The sequence below is a fragment of the Corallococcus sp. AB032C genome (assembly GCF_003668935.1).
GTDB lineage: Bacteria > Myxococcota > Myxococcia > Myxococcales > Myxococcaceae > Corallococcus > Corallococcus exiguus.
Window position 1 is genome coordinate 1 of sequence record NZ_RAWP01000057.1, and the last position, 20,711, is coordinate 20,711.

General features: G+C 69.7%; 15 protein-coding genes. 4 read left to right on the forward strand and 11 right to left on the reverse strand.

Annotation, left to right across the window (positions count from 1 at the left end; all coding sequences use genetic code 11):
* The 3 genes from D7X99_RS23915 to D7X99_RS23925 form a co-directional block, all read right to left on the reverse strand.
* On the reverse strand, positions 1-1,619 hold a 1,619-nt coding region (locus D7X99_RS23915; protein WP_121779801.1), incomplete at its 3' end, for a CTP synthase.
* A gap of 87 nt (positions 1,620-1,706) precedes the next feature.
* Positions 1,707-1,940, reverse strand: a complete 234-nt coding sequence (locus D7X99_RS23920; protein WP_121779802.1) for a hypothetical protein — start codon at positions 1,938-1,940, stop codon at positions 1,707-1,709.
* Between the two features lie 328 nt (positions 1,941-2,268).
* A complete protein-coding gene (locus tag D7X99_RS23925; protein ID WP_121779803.1) occupies positions 2,269-4,038 on the reverse strand; it encodes an ABC transporter ATP-binding protein in 1,770 nt (589 codons plus the stop codon).
* Positions 4,039-4,154: 116 nt separating this feature from the next.
* Here D7X99_RS23925 and D7X99_RS23930 point away from each other — a divergent pair, with 116 nt between their 5' ends.
* The gene (locus tag D7X99_RS23930; protein WP_121779804.1) at positions 4,155-5,003 is read left to right on the forward strand and encodes an aldo/keto reductase; all 849 of its coding nucleotides are present in this window, start codon (positions 4,155-4,157) and stop codon (positions 5,001-5,003) included.
* On the opposite strand, the gene kdsB is transcribed toward D7X99_RS23930, so the two are convergent.
* Positions 4,996-5,742 carry a 3-deoxy-manno-octulosonate cytidylyltransferase gene (kdsB, locus tag D7X99_RS23935; protein ID WP_121779839.1) on the reverse strand — a complete coding sequence of 249 codons (747 nt, stop codon included), beginning with the start codon at positions 5,740-5,742 and terminating at the stop codon, positions 4,996-4,998. The two genes, D7X99_RS23930 and kdsB, sit on opposite strands and share 8 nt — an antisense overlap.
* Positions 5,743-5,846: 104 nt before the next feature.
* Here kdsB and wecB point away from each other — a divergent pair, with 104 nt between their 5' ends.
* Positions 5,847-6,968, forward strand: coding sequence for a non-hydrolyzing UDP-N-acetylglucosamine 2-epimerase (gene wecB, locus D7X99_RS23940; protein ID WP_120598896.1), 1,122 nt, complete (start codon positions 5,847-5,849; stop codon positions 6,966-6,968).
* Positions 6,969-7,073: 105 nt separating this feature from the next.
* Positions 7,074-8,051: an RluA family pseudouridine synthase gene (locus tag D7X99_RS23945; protein WP_121779805.1), complete on the forward strand. Its 978-nt coding sequence runs from the start codon at positions 7,074-7,076 to the stop codon at positions 8,049-8,051.
* On the opposite strand, the gene D7X99_RS23950 is transcribed toward D7X99_RS23945, so the two are convergent.
* The 7 genes from D7X99_RS23950 to purF form a co-directional block, all read right to left on the reverse strand.
* Positions 8,035-8,853: an alpha/beta fold hydrolase gene (locus tag D7X99_RS23950; RefSeq protein WP_121779806.1), complete on the reverse strand. Its 819-nt coding sequence runs from the start codon at positions 8,851-8,853 to the stop codon at positions 8,035-8,037. The genes D7X99_RS23945 and D7X99_RS23950 overlap by 17 nt on opposite strands.
* Positions 8,854-8,872: 19 nt before the next feature.
* Positions 8,873-12,007 (reverse strand): efflux RND transporter permease subunit, encoded by a 3,135-nt coding sequence (locus tag D7X99_RS23955; RefSeq protein WP_121779807.1) that lies wholly within the window; start codon positions 12,005-12,007, stop codon positions 8,873-8,875.
* Positions 12,008-12,035: 28 nt separating this feature from the next.
* Positions 12,036-13,229: an efflux RND transporter periplasmic adaptor subunit gene (locus D7X99_RS23960; RefSeq protein WP_121779808.1), complete on the reverse strand. Its 1,194-nt coding sequence runs from the start codon at positions 13,227-13,229 to the stop codon at positions 12,036-12,038.
* A 24-nt stretch (positions 13,230-13,253) separates the two neighbouring features.
* Entirely contained in the window at positions 13,254-14,579 is a 1,326-nt protein-coding gene (locus D7X99_RS23965) for a TolC family protein (RefSeq protein ID WP_121779809.1), read from the reverse strand.
* 157 nt (positions 14,580-14,736) lie between these two features.
* The gene (locus tag D7X99_RS23970; RefSeq protein ID WP_121779810.1) at positions 14,737-16,104 is read right to left on the reverse strand and encodes a sigma-54 dependent transcriptional regulator; all 1,368 of its coding nucleotides are present in this window, start codon (positions 16,102-16,104) and stop codon (positions 14,737-14,739) included.
* Entirely contained in the window at positions 16,101-17,735 is a 1,635-nt protein-coding gene (locus tag D7X99_RS23975; RefSeq protein WP_216671945.1) for a sensor histidine kinase, read from the reverse strand. The genes D7X99_RS23970 and D7X99_RS23975 overlap by 4 nt, the downstream gene beginning before the upstream one ends.
* 1 nt (position 17,736) lies before the next feature.
* Complete coding sequence (gene purF / locus D7X99_RS23980; RefSeq protein WP_211484108.1) at positions 17,737-19,119, reverse strand: amidophosphoribosyltransferase; 1,383 nt, start codon at positions 19,117-19,119, stop codon at positions 17,737-17,739.
* Between the two features lie 167 nt (positions 19,120-19,286).
* Between purF and D7X99_RS23985 the strand changes: the two genes are divergently transcribed.
* Positions 19,287-20,603, forward strand: coding sequence for a neutral/alkaline non-lysosomal ceramidase N-terminal domain-containing protein (locus D7X99_RS23985; RefSeq protein ID WP_121779813.1), 1,317 nt, complete (start codon positions 19,287-19,289; stop codon positions 20,601-20,603).
* Positions 20,604-20,711 lie beyond the last annotated feature (108 nt).

Consider the following 20,711-nt stretch of genomic DNA (forward strand, 5'->3'; position numbering starts at 1 on the left):
GTCCGGTGGGCGTCCCGCTGGGCGAGCGCCGCGCCGATGAAGCCGGAGAACAGGGGGTGGGGGGCGAAGGGCTTGCTCTTGAACTCAGGGTGGAACTGGCAGCCCACGAAGTACGGGTGGTCCGCGAGCTCAATCATCTCCACCAGGTTCAGCTCCGGGTTGTGGCCGGAGATGACGAGCCCGGCCTCCTGGAGGCGGCCGCGGTAGGAGTTGTTGACCTCGTAGCGGTGGCGGTGGCGCTCCTGGATGGACTCCTGGGCGTAGAGCTTGTGCGCGACGCTGCCGGGCTTGAGCGCGCAGGCGTAGCTGCCCAGGCGCATGGTGCCGCCCTTGTCCTGCACCTTCACCTGGCTCTCCATGAGCGTCACCACGGGGTTCGCGGTGTGCTCGTCGAACTCCAGGCTGTTGGCGCCCTTCAAGCCCAGCACGGTGCGGCTGAACTCCACCACGGCCATCTGGAGGCCCAGGCAGATGCCGAAGAAGGGAATCTTGTTCTCACGCGCGTAGCGGACCGCGGCGATCTTCCCTTCGGTGCCGCGCACGCCGAAGCCGCCGGGCACGAGCACCGCGTCCACGCCCTCGAGCGTCTTCTCCGGCCCTTGAGCCTCCACGTCCTGGCTGTCCACGAAGCGCAGCTTCACGCGCACGTCGTTGGCGATGCCGCCGTGGAGCAGGGACTCGTTGAGGCTCTTGTAGCTCTCCGTGAGGTTCACGTACTTGCCCACGATGCCGACGGTGACTTCACCGCGCGCGGGCTCGTAGATTTTCCGGACGATGGTCTCCCACTTCTCCAGGTGGGGGGCGCGGCCCCAGATGTTGAGCACCTCCGCCAGCCGCTCATCCAGGCCCTGGCGGTGCAGCTCCAGGGGCAGCTCGTAGATGCTGCGCACGTCCGGGGACGTGAACACGTTGCCGTTGTCCACGTTGCAGAACATGGCGATCTTGTCCTTCAGCTCGCGCGAAATCTCCCGGTCCGTGCGGCACAGGAGGAAGTCCGGCTGGATGCCGATTTCGCGCAGCTTCATCACCGAGTGCTGCGTGGGCTTGGTCTTCACCTCACCCGCGGCGCCGATGTACGGCAGCAGCGTCAGGTGGATGTAGACGGCGTTCTGGCTGCCCACGTCGTAGCGCATCTGGCGGATGGCCTCGAGGAAGGGCAGGGACTCGATGTCGCCCACCGTTCCGCCGACCTCCACGATGACGACGTCCACGTCCTGGGCGGCCTGGCGGATGCTGGCCTTGATCTCATCCGTGATGTGCGGAATCACCTGGACGGTCTTGCCCAGGTACTCGCCACGGCGTTCCTTGGTGATGACCGCGTTGTAGATGCGGCCGGAGGTGAAGTTGTTGAGGCGGCTCATCCGGGCGTGGGTGAACCGCTCGTAGTGGCCCAGGTCCATGTCGGTCTCGCCACCGTCCTCGGTGACGAACACTTCGCCGTGCTGGAAGGGGCTCATCGTGCCCGGATCCACGTTGATGTAGGGATCCAGCTTGATGAGCGTGATGTCCAGCCCGCGGTTCTCGAGGAGGGCGCCAATGGATGCGGAGGCCAGTCCCTTCCCCAGCGAGCTGACCACGCCGCCCGTCACGAAGATGAACTTGGTTTTCTTGGAGCGCATGTCCCTTCCTGCCAAGAGGGCCAGGGGGCGTCAAATATTCTCTGACGCACGGACGGCCGGCTGGCCCCGACCCGCGAGGTCAGCCCTTCACTGCGCGTCCCAACCCCCCGGACGGGCCACGGCGAACTGCTGGGCGGTGGGCTGGCCGACGCGGAACTGGCGCAGGTCGCACCCCCGGCAACTCCAGCCTTCCCAGCCTTTCTTCACGACCTGGTGCAGGCAGGCGTCGTAGTTGGGACAAAAAAGATTGCGCTGGTCATCCACCGTCTCCTCGTCACGGAGGGCAGAGGGCAGCGGGATGGGACATGGCGTGATGGACACGGAAGTTCTCCGGCAGGCGACCCCTACGGTCGTGGATGGCACTTCCCCCCGGCGGCCACGAACCGGTGGGTGGACAGGACATTCCCGGTAGGGAGGGGGACGAAAAAAGTCGCCCCCGCCGGCAAGGACGGGGGCGACTCGTTACCGCAGGCGTCACTTCCGCCGGGGACAACCCGCGTTAGCAGGCCACCGCGACGGAGGTGGACGCCTTGATCTTGCTGTCGTTCAAGGCATCACCTCCTTTCTTGCGGCAGCAGAGATAATGCGCGCGCCCATTTCTCGCCATGGAGATGGCGGGGTGGGAGGAGGTCGTCCGGGGAACGAGCTTTCAGGCGGCGACGACCTGACGCTCCACGAGGCGGCGGTACAAGCCGTCCTGCGTCATGAGGGTGGAGTGGGTGCCGCTCTGCACCACGCGGCCGTGCTCCATCACCAGCACGCGCTGGGCGTTGGCCACGGTGGACAGGCGGTGGGCGATGATGAGCGTGGTGCGGCCCTGCATCAGCCGGTCCAGGGCGTCCTTCACCAGGTGCTCGCTCTCCGAGTCCAGGGCGGACGTGGCCTCGTCCAGGATGAGGATGCGCGGGTCCTTGAGCACGGCCCGCGCGATGGCCACGCGCTGCTTCTGGCCGCCGGACAGCTGCACGCCGCGCTCGCCCACCTCCGTGCGGTAGCCGTCCGGGAAGCGCTGGATGAAGTCGTGCGCGTTCGCGGCGCGGGCGGCGGCCTCCACCTCCGCGTCGGTGGCGTCCGGGCGGCCGTAGCGGATGTTGTCCGCGATGGAGCAGGAGAAGAGCAGGGGTTCCTGGGCGACCATGCCCACGTGGCGCCGCAGCCAGCTGGGGTCCAGGGACTTCAGCGGGCGGCCGTCCAGGAGCAGCTGGCCCTGGAGCGGATCATAGAAGCGGGACAGGAGGGCGGCGAGGGTGGACTTGCCGGCGCCAGAGGAGCCCACCACGGCGACGACCTCGCCCGCGTTGACGGTGAGGTCGATGCCCTGGAGCACCGGCACGTCCGGGCGCGTGGGGTAGGCGAAGTGCACGTCCCGCAGCTCCACGCGGCCTTCGACAGTGGCGGGGCGCTCGCCCTCGTTGGCGGGGATGGCGGGCGCGCGGTCCATCAGCTCGAAGACGCGCTCGGCGGCGCCGGAGGCGCGCATGAAGTCCGCCCAGAGGTCCGCCAGGGAGCCCAGGGAGACGGCCACGAGCATCGTGTAGATGAGGAACGAGGTGAGGGCGCCCACGGAGAGCTCGCCGTCCACCACCAGCCGGCCGCCGTACCAGAACACCACCACCGCGGCGATGTAGCCCGCGCTGGACGCGCCGCCCATGAAGGCGGCGGACTGACGCGCGCGGTTGCGGGCGACCTCGTAGGCGTTGCGCACGGTGTTGCCGTAGCGAGCGACCTCCGAGGGTTCCGCCGCGAAGGAGCGCACGGTGCGCATGCCGGACAGGCTCTCCTCGGCGACCTCGCTGGCCTTGGCGAGCGCGTCCTGCACGTTGCGCGACAGCCCGCGCACGCGGCGGCCGTAGACCATGCCGCCCACGGCGACGACGGGCACGATGGCGAGCATGAGGAAGGTGAGCGAGGGCGAGGTGTAGAAGAGCAGCACGATGCCGCCCAGGGCCTGCACGGCGTTGCGCAGCCCCTGGGAGATGTTCGCGCTCACCGTGTTCTGGAGCACGGTGGTGTCGGAGGCGAGCCGGCTGGTGAGCTCTCCGGTGCGGTGCGTGTCGAAGAAGGCCACCTCCTGGTCCATGAGGCGCCGGAAGAAGTCATGGCGCAGGCGCATGACCACGCGCTCGCCGGCGTTGGTGAAGAGGTAGAAGCGCAGGGCGGTGGCCACGCCCTGGACCAGGAAGACGGCCAGCATGACGAGCGCGGCCCTGTCGATGAGGCCGCGGTTCTTCGCGTTGAGGGCCTCGTCGATGAGGATGCGGACGCCCTGGGGGTAGACCAGGCTGGCGGCGCTGCTGATGAACAGGAAGAGGGTGGCGACCAGCAGCGTGCTCCGCTCAGGGCGGGCGAGCGCCAGCAGGCGGCGCCCGGTGACCCCGGAGGAGTGGCGAGGTGTCGAAGCGGTAACGGAGGGAGGCACCGGCGGAGCCTACCGGACTGTCGGGGGACGTGCAGCCCGGACGGTGTCCGCAGGGCCGGGATGCAGGCGGGTGGCCTGGGTGGTATTCCAAGGCACGTTCCACGCGAGGAGGGGCCATGGAGAAGCGCGTCTTTGGCAACACCGGGGTGGCGGTGCCCGTCATCGGACAGGGCACCTGGCAGATGGAGGACGACAACGCGGAGGCCGCCGTCCGGGCCCTGCGCGCCGGGCTGGACCTGGGGCTCACGCACCTGGACACCGCGGAGCTCTACGGGCAGGGGCGGGTGGAGGAGGCGCTGGTATCGAAGGCCATCGAGGGCCGGCGCGAGGAGGTGTACCTCGTCTCCAAGGTGATGCCGTCCAACGCGACGCGGAGGGGCACGGTGGCCGCCTGCGAGCGCAGCCTGAAGCGCCTGGGCACGGACCACCTGGACTGCTACCTGTTGCACTGGCCCGGTTCGCACCCGCTGGAGGGCACGGTGGAGGCCTTCGAGGAGCTGGTGGCGGCCGGGAAGATCCGCTCCTGGGGTGTGAGCAACTTCGGGGTGGAGGAGCTGGAGGAGGTGCTGGCGCTCGCGGGCAAGGGGCGCATCGCGTGCAACCAGGTGCTGTATCACCTGGAGGAGCGCGCCATCGAGCACGCGGTCATCCCGTGGTGCGAGGCGCAGGGCGTGGCGGTGGTGGCCTACAGCCCCTTCGGCAACGGGCAGTTCCCGTCACCCACCAGCGCGGGCGGCAAGGTGCTGGCGTCCATCGCGAAGGCGCACGGCGTGACGCCCTTCCAGGTGGCGCTCCAGTTCCTGGTGCGGCGGCCGTCGGTGTTCGCCATCCCCAAGGCGAGCAACGCGGCGCACGTGCGAGACAACGCGAGCGCCGCTTCGCTGAAGCTCACGGAGGACGAGCTCCAGCGCATCGACGCGGCCTTCCCGAAGGGTGACGAGCCGGACGAGCTGCCCGTCATCTGACGGCAGCGTGCTCGCGCATCACGGCTTCCACGCGGGCCACGTCCTCCGGCACGTCCACCGCCACGGTGCGCCAGGACACGCTGGCGCAGCGGATGCGCAGGCCGTGCTCCAGGGCGCGCAGCTGCTCCAGCTTCTCCGCCTCCTCCAGTGGGGTGGGGCTGAGCTCAGCGAGCTGGAGCAGCGTGTCCCGCCGGTAGCCATAGAGGCCCAGGTGGGCCCAGCGGCGCACGGGTGTGCCGGGCTCGCGGGCGTGCGGCACCGTGGCGCGGCTGAAGTAGAGCGCGTCGCCGTTGAGGGCGAGCACGGCCTTCACCACGTTGGGGTTGTCCACCTCCTCCGCCTCCAGGGGACGCACCAGCGTGGCCATGTTCACGGCTTCGTCCTGGAAGAGCTCCGCGAGCACCTTGAGGGCGGCGGGGTCCACGAGCGGCTCATCTCCCTGCACGTTCACCCACACCTCCACGTCCGGACGGGCGCGGGCGACCTCCGCGATGCGGTCCGTGCCGGTGGGGCAGGTGGGGCTGGTCATCACCGCCTTGCCGCCGAAGGACTCCACGACGTCGCGGATCCGCGTGTCGTCGGTGGCCACCCACACCTCGTCGAAGGCGCTGGCTTCCTGACACCGGCGCCAGACGTGTTCGATCATCGGACGGCCGGCGATGAGGGCGAGCGGCTTGCCAGGGAAGCGGGTGCTGGCATGGCGGGCGGGGATGACGGCCACGGTGTAGGAGGCGGGCATGGGCGGCATCTATCAGATTCAGGACGTCCCGCCGCGCTCGGGGAGGGGCTGACTGGCGCCCACCACTGGCCAGAACTGGCGCCATGCCTAGCTTCCGGGGCGACATGAAGAAGGTCATCCACATCGTTGGCGCGCGTCCCAATTTCATGAAGGTGGCACCCATTCACCGGGCCATCTCCGCGCGTACGTCCCTGCGGCAGCTCGTCATCCACACCGGCCAGCACTACGACGCGAAGATGAGTGACGTCTTCTTCGCGGACCTGGGCTTGCCTCCGCCTGAAATCCATCTGGGCATCGGCTCTGGCAGCCATGCCGAGCAGACGGCGAAGATGATGGTGGAGATGGAGAAGGTCTTCCTCCAGGAGAAGCCGGACCTGGTCTCCGTGGTGGGCGACGTGAACAGCACCATCGCCGCCGCGCTCGTCACGTCCAAGCTGGCGATTCCGCTGTCCCACGTGGAAGCGGGCCTGCGCAGCTTCGAGCGGCACCAGCCGGAGGAGATCAACCGCGTCGTCACGGACCGGCTCTCCGACCTGCTGCTGACGCCGTCGCGCGACGCGGACGCGAACCTCTTGAAGGAGGGCATCGACCCGAAGCACATCCACCTGGTGGGCAACGTGATGATCGACTCGCTCCTGTCGTCCAAGGAGAAGGCCGACCAGCTGCCCACGCTGAAGAACCTGGGCCTGACGCCGAAGGGCTACGTGGTGGCGACGCTGCACCGGCCGTCCAACGTGGACAACCCGAAGCTGCTGGCGGGCCTGCTGGGCGTGCTGATGGACGTGGCGAAGGAGCTGCCCGTCGTGTTCCCGGTGCACCCGCGCACGCGGAAGATGATCTCGGAGCAGGGGCTGGCTTCGAAGCTGGAGCAGACGCCGGGGCTCAAGCTGGTGGACCCCATGGGCTACCTGGAGTTCCTGTCCGTCACGTCGCAGGCGAAGCTGGTGATGACGGACTCGGGCGGCCTGCAGGAGGAGACCACCGCGCTGAACGTGCCGTGCCTCACCATGCGCGAGCAGACCGAGCGCCCCATCACCGTGGAGGTCGGCTCCAACGAGGTGGTGGGCACCGACCCCGCGCGCATCCGCGAGGCCGCGAACCGCGTGCTGTCCGGCGACTTCAAGAAGGGCCGCGTGCCCGAGCTGTGGGACGGCCGCACGGGCGAGCGCATCGCGGACCTGTACTCGCGCTTCCTGGGCGTGGAGACCAAGCGCGCCTTCGGGTGAGCTGACGCGTTCGTGAAGCAATCAGGCCGCCGGGTGCTCGCGTCTTCGTGCGCGGGGGCCGGGCGGCCTTCGTGTTTCAAAGCGTGGTAGAGCGTCGGGTCCGCCATGCGTGAAGACTCCGAGAGCGCTCCGGCCGTGCCCGACGGCTACGTCGACATCCCGTTCGTCGTGGAGCCGAACTACGCGGGGTGGCGGTTGGACCGGTACCTCTGCGAGAAGATCCGCCGCATGGACCTGGAGCGCGTGCGGGGCATCATCCTGCGTGGCGTCCTGTGTGACGAGTACCGGCTCAAGCCCTCCACGCCCGTGTATCCGGGGCTCACCTTCCGCATTCGCCGCCCCGCGAGCCAGGAACCCGTGACGCCCACGGAGCTGCCCGTCGTCTTCTCAGATGACTGGCTGCTGGTGTTGGACAAGCCGGCGGGGCTGCCCATCCACCCCACCGCGCGCTACCACAAGGGCACGCTGGTGACGCTCCTGCGCGAGCGCTTCGGTGAGCGCTTCGCGGAGCCCGCGCACCGGCTGGATCGCGAGACGAGCGGGCTGGTGGTGTGTGGCCGCACCACCGAGTCCTGCCGTGTGCTGGGTGGACTGTTCCTGTCGCGCGATGTGCACAAGGAGTACCTGGCGCTGTGTGAGGGCCAGCCTTCCGAGGACACCTTCGTCGTGGATGCGCCCATCGCGGAGGGCACGGATCTGATCCGCATCGCCGTGCGCATCGACCCGGTGGTGGGCAAGCCCAGTCGTACGCGCTTCCAGGTGCTTCAGCGCTTCACTCATGGCGGCGCGCCGTTCGCGCTGCTGCGCTGCTTTCCGGAGACGGGACGGCAGCATCAGATTCGCATCCACCTGCGCGAGGCGGGTTTTCCCCTGGTGGGCGACAAGATGTACGGGCCGGATCCGGGTTACTTCGACCGGTTCAGCAAGCACTCGCTGGAGCCGGAGGCGTGGGCCCGGCTGCGGTTGCCGCGCCATGCGCTCCATGCGGAGCGCATCACGTTCCCGCACCCGGGCACCGGGGAGTCCGTCACCTTCGCGTCGCCGCTTCCCGACGACTTGAAGGACTTCATCGCCGGGAGTTGATCGGCCCGGCCAGTTCACGCAGGAACGACGCGACCACCTCCGCCAGGCGCTCGGGTTGGTCATACGGGAGGCCGTGGCCGGCGTCCGGTATCTGTTCGATTCGCAGGCGTGGGTTGAGGCTCCGCAGCTCCGTTGCCATCTCGAGCGTGACGACGGGGCTGCTGTCCCCGATGACGAGGAGGATCGGGACGTCAATCGCGCTCATCACGTCGCGGTACTCGGGGTTGGGCGGCGTGAGGACGTCGAAGGCTTCCAGGTGGGTCTTCAGTCTCGCCTCGGCGAGATGCTCGATGAGCTCAGGCGAACGATGTGGCTGCCGGGCTCGGGCCTGTGCAACGAGCTCAGGTTTGCTGAAGCCGAGGGTCCGGCGGTGTTGTTCGGCGACGTCGCTGGCGTGCACCTCGCGTTGGCGCTCGGGGCTCAAGAACGTCGGGTCGACCAGGATGACGCCGCGGAGGCCCGCCGTCCCTCGACTTGCGACCACCGCGGCGGTCATGCCGCCCATCGAGTGGCCCAGCAGCACCGGACGCGAGAGCTCCAGGCCTTGGATGAGCCCCGCGACGTCGTCCGCGTGATCGTCGTACCGGTAGCCGTGGTGCGGCGTGCTCGAATCGCCATGCCCTCGGGCGTCGGGCATGACGACGTCGAATTCACCTTCGAGCACGCGCGCCACGGGAGTCCAGCAGGCGCCGCTCCCAATCAATCCATGGAGCAGGACGACGGGAGGTTTGGCGCCTCCCGTCCGGAGGTAGTGGAGGTCGATGCCGTTCGTTTCACAGACTCCACTCGCCCAGGTCGTCATGGGGCTCAGTGAACTTCAATCAGCCTGCCTTGCGGAGATTCTTCGCTCCGGGTACCACGCGCAACAGTTGCTCGGGCATCCGGTCCACGACCTGCTCCGTGAAGCGGGCGAAGATACGGAAGAGTACCGGCAACAGCACCAGCGTCAGCGCGCAGGCGGAGATGGTTCCGGACACGATGACGATGGCCAGGGGCTTCTGCATCTCCGACCCGATGCCGTTGCTCAAGCACGCCGGCACCAGGCCCAGGGCCGCCAGCGCTGCCGTCATCAACACAGGGCGCAGACGTTCGCGGCTGCCGTGGAGGATGGCGTCATCCAGTGACTCTCCGGCCTCTCTCCGCTCCGCGATGGCGCTCATCACCAACACTCCGTTGAGCGACGCCTGTCCGATGAGCGCGATGAAGCCCACCGCCGCCGCCACGCTCAGGGGCATGCCCGCCCAGTACAGACCGAACACGCCTCCCATCAGCGCGAAGGGCACGTTGAGCAGCGTCACCACCGCGCGGCCGAAGGAGTTGAACGCCTTGAAGAGCAGCAGCAGCGTGAGCACCAGCGCCACCGGCAGCACGGTGAGGAGCCGGTCCATCGCGCGCTCCTTGCTTTCGAACTCGCCGCCCCATTCGACGCTCATTCCCACGGGGGGCGGGGCTTCCTTCTGGAGCAGCGCCTGTGCGTCCTTCACGAAGGAGCCCAGGTCCCGGCCTCGCACGTTCATGCGCACGCCGATGTAACGCCGGCCGTTCTCGCGGTTGATGGAGGCCCGGCCGAAGCCGGTCTTCACCTTGGCCAGCTCGTTCAGCGGCACCAGCACGCCTCCCTCCACGGGCACCCGCAGGTGGGAGATCTTCTCCACGTCGTCCCGGCTGGACATGGGCAGGCGCATCACCACGTCGAAGCGGCGCTCGCCCTCCCAGAACTCGCTGAGCGGCCGGCCGCCCACCGCCGTCTGGAAGACGTGCTGGAAGTCGCCCAGCGACATGCCGTGGCGGGCCAGCGCTACCCGGTCCGGGGTCACCTGGATGCTGGGCACCTCACCGCTCTTCACGATGCCCAGGTCCGCGACGCCGTCCACCTTCGACAGCGTGCGCTTCACCTTCTGCGAATACTCCTGGAGCACCTGGAGGTCGTCGCCGAAGAGCTTCACCGCGAGCTGGCCCTGCTGGCCGCTGATGCTCTCGTTCACGTTGTCGCCGATGGGCTGGCTGAAGCTCACCTCCATGCCCGGGACCTCCGACACGGAGCGCTGGAGGACCTCCAGCACGTCGTCCAGTTTGGGTGTGCTCTTGGGCCACTCGGCGGGTGGCTTGAGCTTCACGAAGAACTCCAGGTTGTTGGTGAGCTTCGCGTCGGTGCCGTCCTCCGGGCGGCCGAGTTGACTGAGCACTCCGTCCACCTGCGGCGCCGCGCGCAGCAGGCCTTCGATTCGCGGCACCAGCTTGCGGCCCTCCGACAGGGAGATGTTCGAGGGCATCGTGAAGGTCAGGTAGAGGCTGCCTTCATTGAGCGCCGGGAGGAACTCGCTGCCCATGCGCGGGACGAGCGCTCCAGCGAAGAGCAGGCCCGCCGTGCACACCGCGACCACGGTGCCCGGGTGCTTGAGGCTCCAGGTCAGCACGGGGCCGTAGGCCTTGTCCGCGGCTCGCAGCACCGGTGATTCCCTGTGCTTCACCGGCTTGCGGTAGACGAACGACGCCAGCACCGGGATGAGCGTGACGGAGAAGACGAGCGCGCCCAACAGCGCAGCCACCACCGTGTTCGCCATGGGCGCGAAGATGCGGCCCTCCACCCGCTGCAACATGAAGATGGGCAGGTACGCCGCGATGATGATGAGCAGTGAGAACACCGTGGGGCGCACCACCGCCTTCGTCGCGCGCTGGATGCGTTCGAGCGGGGTTTCCCCCTCGTACTGGTGGCCGGACATGCGCGCCAGGATGCTCTCGATGATGACCACGCCTCCGTCCACGATGACGCCGAAGTCCACCGCGCCCATGGACAGGAGGTTCGCCGACATGCCGCGCATCTTCAGGTAGATGAACGACGCCAGCAGCGAGAGGGGAATCAGGACGCCCACGACGATGGCGGCCCGCAGGTCCAGCAGGAAGATGAAGAGGACCAGCGTGACGAGCAGCGCGCCCTCCAGGAGGTTGTGGCCCACCGTGCGCAACGTCGTGTTCACCAGGTCCGTGCGGTCGTAGAACGGATCAATGTGCGCGTCGTCCGTCTGGAGGCGGCCGTTCACCGCGGTCACCGCGTCACGCACGCGGGAGAGCACCACGGAGGGGTTCTCTCCCCGGCGCATCAGCACGATGCCCTGCACCACGTCACCGTCGCCGTCGCGGCTGACCACGCCCTGGCGGGGAGACCAGCCCTCGTTCACGTCCGCCACGTCCTTGAGGAACACGGGCGTGCCTTCGTGCGTGGCCACCCGCACGTCGCGGATGTCTTCCAGCGAGCGGAAGAGGCCCTCGCTGCGGATGACGAACTGTTCGGAGCCTCGCTCCAGCACGCCGCCGCTCGCGTTCTCCGAGCCGTCCTTCAGCGCGTCCTCCACGTCATCCAGCGTGAGGCCGAACGCCGCGAGCTTCACGGGATCCGGCTGGATGTGGATCTCCTTGAGGAGGCCTCCGTAGCTGACGACGTCCGCGACGCCGTCCACTCGCAAGAGGCCCGGCCGCACCACCCAGTCCTGGAGGGTGCGCAGCTTCATCGGGTCGCCCTTCGCGCCCTTGAGCGTGTAGCGGTAGATCTCTCCGATGGGCGTGGCCAGCGGGCCCAGGGAGGGCGTGAGGCCCTCCGGCAGCTCCGCGTCACGCAGGCGCTCCAGCACCTGGGCTCGGGCGAAGAGCACGTCGGTGTTGTCGTTGAAGCTCAGCGTCACGAACGACAAGCCGAACATGGAGAGGTTGCGCAGGCGCGTCAGGCCCGGGATTCCGTTGAGGGCGCGCTCCAGCGGGAGGCCAATCTGTCGCTCCACCTCTTCGGACGGCTGGCCCGGGTAGAGCGTGATGACGTTGACCTGGGTGTCGGTGGGGTCCGGGAAGGCTTCCACGGTGAGGTCGGTGAAGCAGAACCAGCCCCAGATGGCGGTGAGCAGCGTGAGGAACACCACCGCCGCGCGGTTCTTCAGACTGAAGTCGACGAGCTTTTCGAACATGGGCGTCTTTCGTTCCGTCGTGGGGACTTCAGTCCGCCAGTTCGATCTGGTTCTCCAGCAGCAGCGCGCCCCGGGCGACGAACCGGTCTCCGGAGGCGAGGCCTCCGCGCAGCTCCACCTCTCCGTCGCGGCGGCGGCCCGGCGTCACGGCGACCCGCTCCAGGCGGTTCGAGTCACGGGCGACGAAGACCACCGAGCGCGCTCCGTCCGTCACCACCGCGCTGTCCGGGACCCGCACGCGCTTGACGCCTTCGGGCGGCGTGGGCGTCACCTCCACGAAGGCGTTGGGGCGGAAGCGGCGGTCGTTGTTGGGGACTCGCACGCGCACCTCCACGGTGCGGCGCAGCGGATCCACCACCTCGGCGACGCGGTCCACCTTGCCGGCACGGACGATGCCGTCTCTCGTGGTGACCGTGACGTCCTGGCCGGGGGACATGTCCATCGCGTCCGCCTCCTGGAGATCCGCGACCACCATCACCTGATCCAGGTCCGACAGACGCACGAGCGGCTTGTCGCGGTCCGGCGTCACCTCCTGGCTGGCGACCATGTCCAGGTCCACCACCGTGCCGGAGCGCGGCGCCGTCACCCAGAAGAGGTTCTCGCCTCGGGAGGACACGCGGAGGCTGCCTTGCTTGGCTTTGGCGGCCTCCAGGGAGAGTTCGGCCTGGCGAAGCTCCGTCTGCGCGGCGAGCAGCTCCTTCTCCGGGGCGGCTCGCAGGGCCACCAGCTCCTTGAGGCGGTCCGCGTTGCGGCGCTTCTCCGCGAGCTCGGCTTCGGCTCCGCGCTGTTCGCGCACGAGCTCCGCGTAGGCCCCGGAGCGCACGCTGAAGAGGTCGTCACCCTGCTTCACTCGGTCGCCGGGACGCACGCGGACCTCTTCCACTCGGCCCGCGAGCGGGGCTCCCACGGAGGCGGTGCGTGCCTCGTCGAACTGCACCCGTGCGGGGGAGGGGAGCGGCGTGAGGGCGCTGCCCTCGGTGGCCACGGCGAGCTGCACGTAGTGCCACTGTGGCGCGCCGTCTGGCAGGTGCACCGTTTCGCCCTTCACGGTGGGGCCGCTGATGGCGGTCTCGCTGTCCGCGATGGAGTCGGTGGGGGCCAGCACGTAGAGCAGCACACCGGTGCCCAGCAGGCCCGCTCCCGCGAAGGCCATCCAGACCGGGGCTCGGCGCGAAGAGGTGGTGGTGGACGTCGGGGCGGCGGAGGTGTCGGGGGTGTTCATGGGGGCTTTCGGAAAGAGAGAAGATCAGGAGCGGGGGTTGATCAGCGCGTCCGGTGCGCGGGGGCCGACGGCGCTGGCACGAGCGATGGCGATGGTGAGGCGGTAGGCGGTCTGATCCAGGTCGGCCGCGTGCAGCACCAGCTCGCCGTAGGTCCGGCGCGCGAGGAGCAGGTCCTGCAACGCCGCGCCTCCTGCCTTCACCGCCGCGTCCAGGCGCTGCACCACGCCTTCGGCCAGCGGCAGCGTCTGCGTGTGGAGCTTCTGCCGGCGCTCCTGCACCGCTCGCAGCTGCTGGTTCAGGACATCCGTCTCCCGCGAGGCCTGGGCCGTGAGCAGCTCTCGCGCGGTCCTCGCGGACTGGGCGCTCGCGCTGGCGGCGTGCGCGTCCGCCTGTCCGTGGTCGAAGAGGGGGAGCGGAATCGACAGGCCCACGAAGAGGGAGTTCTTCTGGTTGCCGGAGATCATGAACTGGTCTCGCGTGTAGCCAGCTCGCACCGTCGGATCCGGAATCCAGCGGCGCTGCGCCAACGTCAGCGAAGACCGCGCGGAGTCCTCCTGCGCGCTGAGGGCCCGCAGGTCCGGCCTTGCTTCGATGGCGGCGGGGGCGGGCGCCTTGTCGAGCCTTGCCTGGAGGAAGGACATCGCCCGCTCGTGGTTTCCGAACGGCTCACACGGAACGCCCGCGAGCTGCGCGCAGGCGAGCAGCGCGTCCGTGAGCTTCACCCGCTCCTCTCCCAGCGACGTCTCCAACGACTGTGCCTCCAACGTGGAGCGGTCCACGTCCAGACCCGCGGCGTCGCCGTGCTGCTGCCTGGCGCGTTGCAGGTCCGTGAGCTTCAGCGCGTCGTCGGTGAGCTTCGTCAGCTCCGCGATGCGCACCTCCATGGTGGCCACGTCCGCTGCTCGCTCCAGCACGTCGTACGTGCGAGCCCTCAGCGCGGCGTGCACGTCCAGCGTGGTGGCGGACAGCGCCGCCTTCGCCGCGTCCTGACGTGGGCCGCGCTTGCCCAGCTCCACCAGCTCAGACAGGCCCACGACGTAGTTGGGCACGTCATCCAGGCGGCGCAGGCCCGGCGGGTTCGTGGCGCCGATGGGGATGGTGTTCATCGACACGTCCAGCTCCGGATTGGGCAGCAGGTGCGTGCGCTGATGATCCGCTCGCGACGCCGCGAGGCGGGCGCGGTCGTCCGCGAAGTCCGCGGAGTGCTCCCAGAGGAGCTCCGCCAGACCGTCGTCGTCCGGCAGGGTGGAGAGCAGCAGCGTGGCGGAGGAGGAGGGGTGCTGCTCGGCACCGGCGGTGAGGCCGAGCAGGGTGCCCAGGGCGATGAGTGCGGGGAGGGAACGGCGCAAGCGGCAGGCTCCGGTGAGAATCCGGAGGAGCCCCATCGCAAGCCGTGTGCCCGGCCTGGCCCCAGCAAATCCGCGCGGATGCGACGCCGCGCGACTTCAAAATCCTTTCAGCGCCCGCGACTTCAAAATCCTTTCATCGCGGGCACTGCAAATCGCTTCAGGTGTCACCCAGGCGCTTGAGGAAGGTCGGATAGGACAGCCCGAGCGCCTTCGCCGCCTCCATGCGCCGGCCGCCCAGCCGCTCCAGCACCCAGCGCACGTACGCCTGCTCCAGGTCCTCCATGGGCACGGGCTCCGTCACGCTGAAGGCTCCCGGCGCCACCGCGGCGGGCGCCTCCACCTTCACCGCGGCGCTCACGGAGGGCGTGCCGCCAAGCACCTCCAGCTCCAGCTCCGGTCCGGACTCCAGCACCAGCGCCCGCTCCAGGATGTTGCGCAGCTCGCGCACGTTGCCCGGGAACGCATACGCCGCGAGCCTCGCGCGGGCCTTCACGCCCAGGCTGACGTCGCGCCGGCCCAGCTCGCGGCCCAGGTCCGCGAGCATCCCTTCCGCCAGTGGGAGGATGTCCTCGCGCCGCTTTCGCAGCGGCGGGATGTCGATGCGGAACACGCCCAGGCGGAACCAGAGGTCCTCTCGGAAGTTGCCGCCCGACATCTGCTTGGGCAGGTCCCGGTTGGTGGCGGCCACGATGCGCGCGGTGCTCGTCTGCTCCGTGGTGCCGCCCAGCCGGCGGAACCTCCCCGAGTCCAGGAACGTCAGCAGCTTCGCCTGGAGCGGCAGCGGCAATTCGCCCACTTCATCCAGGAAGAGCACGCCGCCGTGGGCCACCTCCACCAGCCCGCGCCTCGCGGTGCGCGCGTCCGTGAAGGCGCCCTTCTCGTGGCCGAACAGCTCGCTCTCCACCGTCTGTTCGGGCAGGGCGGCGCAGTTGATGTGCACGAAGGGCGCGCCTCCGTCCTTCGACGCGAGCGCATGCAGGTGCCTCGCGAGCTGCTCCTTGCCCACGCCCGTCTCGCCCAGCAGCAGCACCGGGCTTCGCGGCGACGCGGCGATGCGCTCCAGCATCGCGAACACCCGCTGCATGGCGGCGGACGTGGGGGGCACCAGCCGGCGGCGGCTGGACAGCTCCGCCTCCGCCGTCTCCAACCGGTCCCTCAACCGGCTCGCGTCCACGGCCCGGCGCGCGCGCAGCACCAGGTCCGCCAGCTCCACGGGTTTGGCCAGGTAGTCCGCCGCGCCCGCTCGCACCGCGTCCACCGCGCTGGCGATGTCTCCGTGCGCCGTCACCATCACCACCGCCACGCCGGGCGCGTGCGCCTTCAGCTCCGGCAGGAACGTGAGCCCGTCTCCATCCGGCAGTCGGCGATCCAGCACCAACAGCACGGGCGTGGCCTTCGCCAACGACGCGCGGGCCTCGTGCAGCGAGTGCGCCACCGTGAGGCTGAAGCCCTCGCGCTGGAGCGCCACCGCCGCGATGGAGGAGAAGGCTCGGTCGTCATCCACCAAGAGGACGGGGAGGCTCATGGCCGGGGCACTCGGGGAAGGTGGAGGAGGAAGCGGCTGCCGTCGGGAAGGCGCTCGAAGGTGAGCTGTCCGCCCTGATGCTCCAGCGCCTGGCGCGTCATGGCCAGTCCCAGGCCGATGCCCTTGGGCTTGGAGGTGTGGAAGGGCTCGAAGAGGTGCTCCTCCACGCCCGGCGGTGGCCCGCCCCCGTTGTCCTCCACCGTCACCACCGCCGCGTCCGCGTCCAGGCGGGCGCGCACGCGCACCTGGGGCTCGGTCGCCTTGCCCAGGTCCTTGGCCGCGACCGTGGCCTCCATCGCGTTGCGCACCAGGTTGTCCAGCGCGGTGGTGAGGAGCAGCGGGTCGCACGACAGGGGCGCCGCGTCCAGGGGCACGTCCACGTCCACGCGCACTTCCCCCGCCTCCGGCAGCGAACGCAGGCCCTCCACCACGTCACGCACCAATTGGGACAGGTTCACGTCCACGCGGCGCACGACGGGCGGCTTGCCGAAGTTGAGCAGCGACGTGGCCAGGTGCGCCAGCCGGTCAATCTGGCCGTGCAGCGTGCGCACCACGAGCCCGCCCTCGCCCTCCGGGGAGACGAGGCCGGTGGCGGCCTTGAGGCCGTTGAGGGAGTTCTTCACCTCGTGCGCGATGAGGCTGGCGGCGCTGCCCAGCGCGGCCATCTTCTCCTGCTGCGCGGAGCGCGTCTCCACCTCGCGGAACAGGCCGTAGACGCGGCGCCAGTGGACGGTGAAGAGCACCAGCGTGCCCACCTGGAGCAGCGCCAGCACCAGCAGCTGCACGAGGAAGCGGTCGCGCAGGCCGGACAGGAGCGCGGTCTCGTCCGCGGCGAGCACCAGGTGCAGCCCCGTGCCGGGCACGGGCGTGGCGGTGAGGAAGGTCTCCGGCATCGCGTCCAGCGACGGGGGCCGGACGCCCTCGCGGATGAAGTCGCGCAGCTCACCGGACGCTCGCGACACGTTGGCCCACGAGGGTGGCGCGCTCGGCAGGAAGAGATCTCCCGAGGCGTTGAGGACGAGCAGCTCCAGGTCGTTGCTCAGGGGCCGTCCGCCCGGCAGCGCCGTCCCCGTGTCCAGCAGGCCCGCGAGCACCGCGGTCGTCTCGCCCGCGCGCACCACCGGCACCGCGACGACGAAGAGGGACGCGCCCGGCGCGATGGCGTCCACCACCGACGTCTGGCGCGCGAGCACCTGCTGGAACCAGGGGCGCGTGGCGAAGCCGTCCTGGGCTTGCGCCTCGTCGAGCGGCGGGTCGCTCCAGCGCAGCTTGCCCTGCGCATCCAACACCATCACGCCCGCGTGGAAGAGGCCGGCGCGGGGCGTGGTGAGGTCCTGGAGGTCCTCGGTGGGCAGCTCGCGCTTCACGTCCGGGCCCACGCCCTCGGACACGCGCAGGAGCTCCGTCTGGAGCAGCTTCAGGTGCAGGCCCAGCGCCTCCGCGTAGACGCGGGCCTCGCGCGTCATGCGGGACTGGAACTCCGCACGGGCCACGGCGACGTCACTTCGGTAGGAGAGCAGCGGTCCCGCGACGGCGACCGCGCCCAACAACACCAGGCCCGCGACGACGGAGCGGACGAACTGCCGCTCCGCCTGGGCGAGCCCGGGCCGACCCGAAGGCGCGGCTGACATCTCAGGCGCTGAGCTTGGTGGCACCCGCGCTCTGGGACAGCTTGTCGGTGAGGTACTGCCCGGAGAAGCACGCGGTGCAGTAGGTGCTCCGCGTCGGGTCGTCCACCGCGGTGCCCAGGCCCTCCAGCGACAGGTAGCCCAGGGAGTCCGCCGTCACGTACTTCGCGATTTCATCCGTGGTGTGGCTGGCCGCGATGAGCTCCGTGCGGCTGGGCGTGTCGATGCCGTAGTAGCAGGGCCACTGCGTGGGCGGCGACGAGATGCGCAGGTGCACCTCCACGGCGCCCGCGGCCTTGAGCATCTTCACGATCTTCCGGCTGGTGGTGCCGCGCACGATGGAGTCATCCACCACCACCACGCGCTTGCCCTTGAGCACCTGGCGCACGGCGGACAGCTTCAGCTTCACGCCGAAGTGGCGGATGGACTGCTGCGGCTCGATGAAGGTGCGGCCCACGTAGTGGCTGCGGATGAGGCCCACGTCGTAGGGGATGCCGCTCGCCTGCGAGAAGCCGATGGCCGCGGGCACGCCGGAATCCGGCACCGCGATGACCAGGTCCGCCTCCGCGGGCTGCTCGCGCGCCAGCTGCACGCCCAGGCGCTTGCGGACTTCGTAGACGCTGCTGCCGAAGAGCACCGAGTCCGGCTTGGCGAAGTAGACGTGCTCGAAGATGCAGCGGCCCAGCCGCGCAGCGGGCTTGAAGGGCATGCTGGTGCGCAGCACGCCGTTCTCGATGACGACCAGCTCGCCCGGCTCCAGCTCGCGGACGATCTCCGCTTCGATGAGATCCAGCGCCGTCGTCTCGCTGGCGAGCACGTACGCGCCTTCCTTCATCTTGCCCAGCACCAGCGGCCGGAAGCCGTTGGGGTCGCGCACCGCGATGAGCTTGTCCTCGGTGAGGAGCAGGATGCTGTACGCGCCCTCCACCCGGCGCAGCGCTTCCACGAGGCGGGCCTCGAAGGTGGGCTGCTTGGAGCGGGCGAGGAGGTGCATCACCACCTCCGTGTCCGCGTCCGACTGGAAGAGCGCGCCCTCCGACTCCAGCTCCGCCTTGAGCTCCACCGCGTTCACGAGGTTGCCGTTGTGCGCGATGGAGAACTGGCCGCCCGCGTAGTTCACGAACAGGGGCTGGGCGTTCTTGATGCCACTTCCACCCGCCGTGCTGTAGCGCACGTGGCCGATGGCCGCCTTGCCGGGGAGCCCTTCAATCACCGGCGCGGTGAAGATGTCGGCGACCAGGCCCATCTGCCGGTGCGCGCGCAGGACGTGCCCGTCGGACGCGACGATTCCGGCGGACTCCTGTCCGCGGTGCTGCAGGGCGTGCAACCCCAGGTACGTCAGGTTGGACGCCTCTCCGTGACCCACGATTCCGAAGATGCCGCACATGGCGCGCTGCCTTACCCCTTTCGACCGCGAAGCGGAACAGGAACGCACGCCTTGACGGTGGGTATTCCACCATCAGCCGACGTCGGCCCTTGTAGGCCAGGCAAGGTGCCGTTGCCTGAAAGGTAGGAGCCGCCTGGAAGCGCCGAAGGGTTACGCTGCCCTCCGGCATGTCCTCTTCCCGGCGCTCCTTCCTCCGCCCCTTGCTGCCCTTCGCCTTGCTAACGGCCGGGGCCGCCTACGCGCTCGCCTCCTGGAACTGGTGTGGGAGGTGGGAGGAGCGCACGCCCGAGGTGCTGTCACAGGTGCGTGGCGAAGGTCCCCTGCGCGCGGGCGCGGCGAAGGTGGCCCTCTCCCCGCCCTATCCGGTGGTGGTGGCGGGCTACGTCCCACCCCGGCCCGAGGCGAGCCAGGCCGAGCTTCCCCTCCATGCGAGGGCCCTGGTGCTGGAGGCCGGTGGCGCGCGCGTGGGCGTGGTGTCGCTGGAGCTGCTCCTGGTGACGCCGGAAATCACGGCGCGGGTGCGCGAGCGTGCCGCGAAGGCTGGAGTGAAGGAGGTGCTGGTGGTGGCCACGCACACGCACTCCTCGTTTGGAGGCTACGACGCGCGGTGGGCGGCCCAGCTCTCCGGCACGGGGCGCTACCGGGAGGCGTCCGTGAACGCGGTGGTGGAGGGCGCGAGCGAGGCGCTGGAGAAGGCCGCGGCCTCGACGAAGGACGTGACACTGGAGGTGGGCGGTACGGCGGACGCGGAGCTCGTCTATTCCCGCTCCGGTGGGGATGTGCCGGACGGCCAGCTCACGCGAGCCGTGTTGCGCGGAGCGGAGGGGCCCGTGGCGGAGGTGCTGGTGTTCGCCGGGCACGCCACGCTCGTAGGCCGGCAGCGGACGCTGTTGGATCCAGACTTCCCGGGCCGGCTGAGCGCGCTGCGCGAGGAGGCGGGGAGTGGCGTCACGCTGTTCGTGCAGGGCAGCGAAGGCAACGCGTCCGTGGCCTTCAACGAGGGCCAGGGCCCCGAGCGCGCCCTGGGCTTCGCGCGCAAGCTGTCGGCGCTGGCGGACGGCGCTGCCCCGGCGTCCGTGACGGAGCCGGTGCGGCTGGCGTTCGCGCGAGTCCAGACGGCGCTGCCCCGGCCGGACTCTTCGCGGCTGGTGCCCGCCTTCACCCGCGCGGCGGGGGACAACTTCCTGTGCGCTTCGTCGCCGCGCGAGGCGGAGGTGGATGCGCTGGCGCTGGGGCCCCTGGAGCTGCTGTCCATCCCGGGAGAGCCCACCGTGGGCGCGGGCCGCGCGCTGGCGGACCTCACCGGAGCGACGCATGTGCTGGGGCTCGCCAACGGCTACGTGGGCTATCTGGACACGCCTGAGAAGGTGCGCGAAGGGCAGGGCGAGTCCCGGCGCCAGTACTTCGGTCCCGCCCTGATGGAGCGCCTGGGCACCGCCGCGCGCGTGGCCTCCGGCGCGGTCGGCTTCTCTGCCGGGAAGTAGGCGCAACGGAGGCCCGTCCGCTCGCCTGCCCTGCGGACCTCCTGTCATCCGTCCGCTCCGGGCCCGCACCGTCGCTGACGGAGGGCCCGCTGCCTACCTTGGTCCTCG

Excerpts from the sequence above, each read along its gene's own strand:
- D7X99_RS23930 (WP_121779804.1), top strand. The coding sequence starts at position 4,155 with ATGGAGAAGCGCGTCTTTGGCAACACCGGGGTGGCGGTGCCCGTCATC.
- kdsB (WP_121779839.1), bottom strand. The coding sequence starts at position 5,742 with ATGCCCGCCTCCTACACCGTGGCCGTCATCCCCGCCCGCCATGCCAGC.
- wecB (WP_120598896.1), top strand. The coding sequence starts at position 5,847 with ATGAAGAAGGTCATCCACATCGTTGGCGCGCGTCCCAATTTCATGAAG.
- D7X99_RS23945 (WP_121779805.1), top strand. The coding sequence starts at position 7,074 with ATGCGTGAAGACTCCGAGAGCGCTCCGGCCGTGCCCGACGGCTACGTC.
- D7X99_RS23950 (WP_121779806.1), bottom strand. The coding sequence starts at position 8,853 with ATGACGACCTGGGCGAGTGGAGTCTGTGAAACGAACGGCATCGACCTC.
- D7X99_RS23955 (WP_121779807.1), bottom strand. The coding sequence starts at position 12,007 with ATGTTCGAAAAGCTCGTCGACTTCAGTCTGAAGAACCGCGCGGCGGTG.
- D7X99_RS23960 (WP_121779808.1), bottom strand. The coding sequence starts at position 13,229 with ATGAACACCCCCGACACCTCCGCCGCCCCGACGTCCACCACCACCTCT.
- D7X99_RS23970 (WP_121779810.1), bottom strand. The coding sequence starts at position 16,104 with ATGAGCCTCCCCGTCCTCTTGGTGGATGACGACCGAGCCTTCTCCTCC.
- D7X99_RS23975 (WP_216671945.1), bottom strand. The coding sequence starts at position 17,735 with ATGTCAGCCGCGCCTTCGGGTCGGCCCGGGCTCGCCCAGGCGGAGCGG.
- purF (WP_211484108.1), bottom strand. The coding sequence starts at position 19,119 with ATGTGCGGCATCTTCGGAATCGTGGGTCACGGAGAGGCGTCCAACCTG.
- D7X99_RS23985 (WP_121779813.1), top strand. The coding sequence starts at position 19,287 with ATGTCCTCTTCCCGGCGCTCCTTCCTCCGCCCCTTGCTGCCCTTCGCC.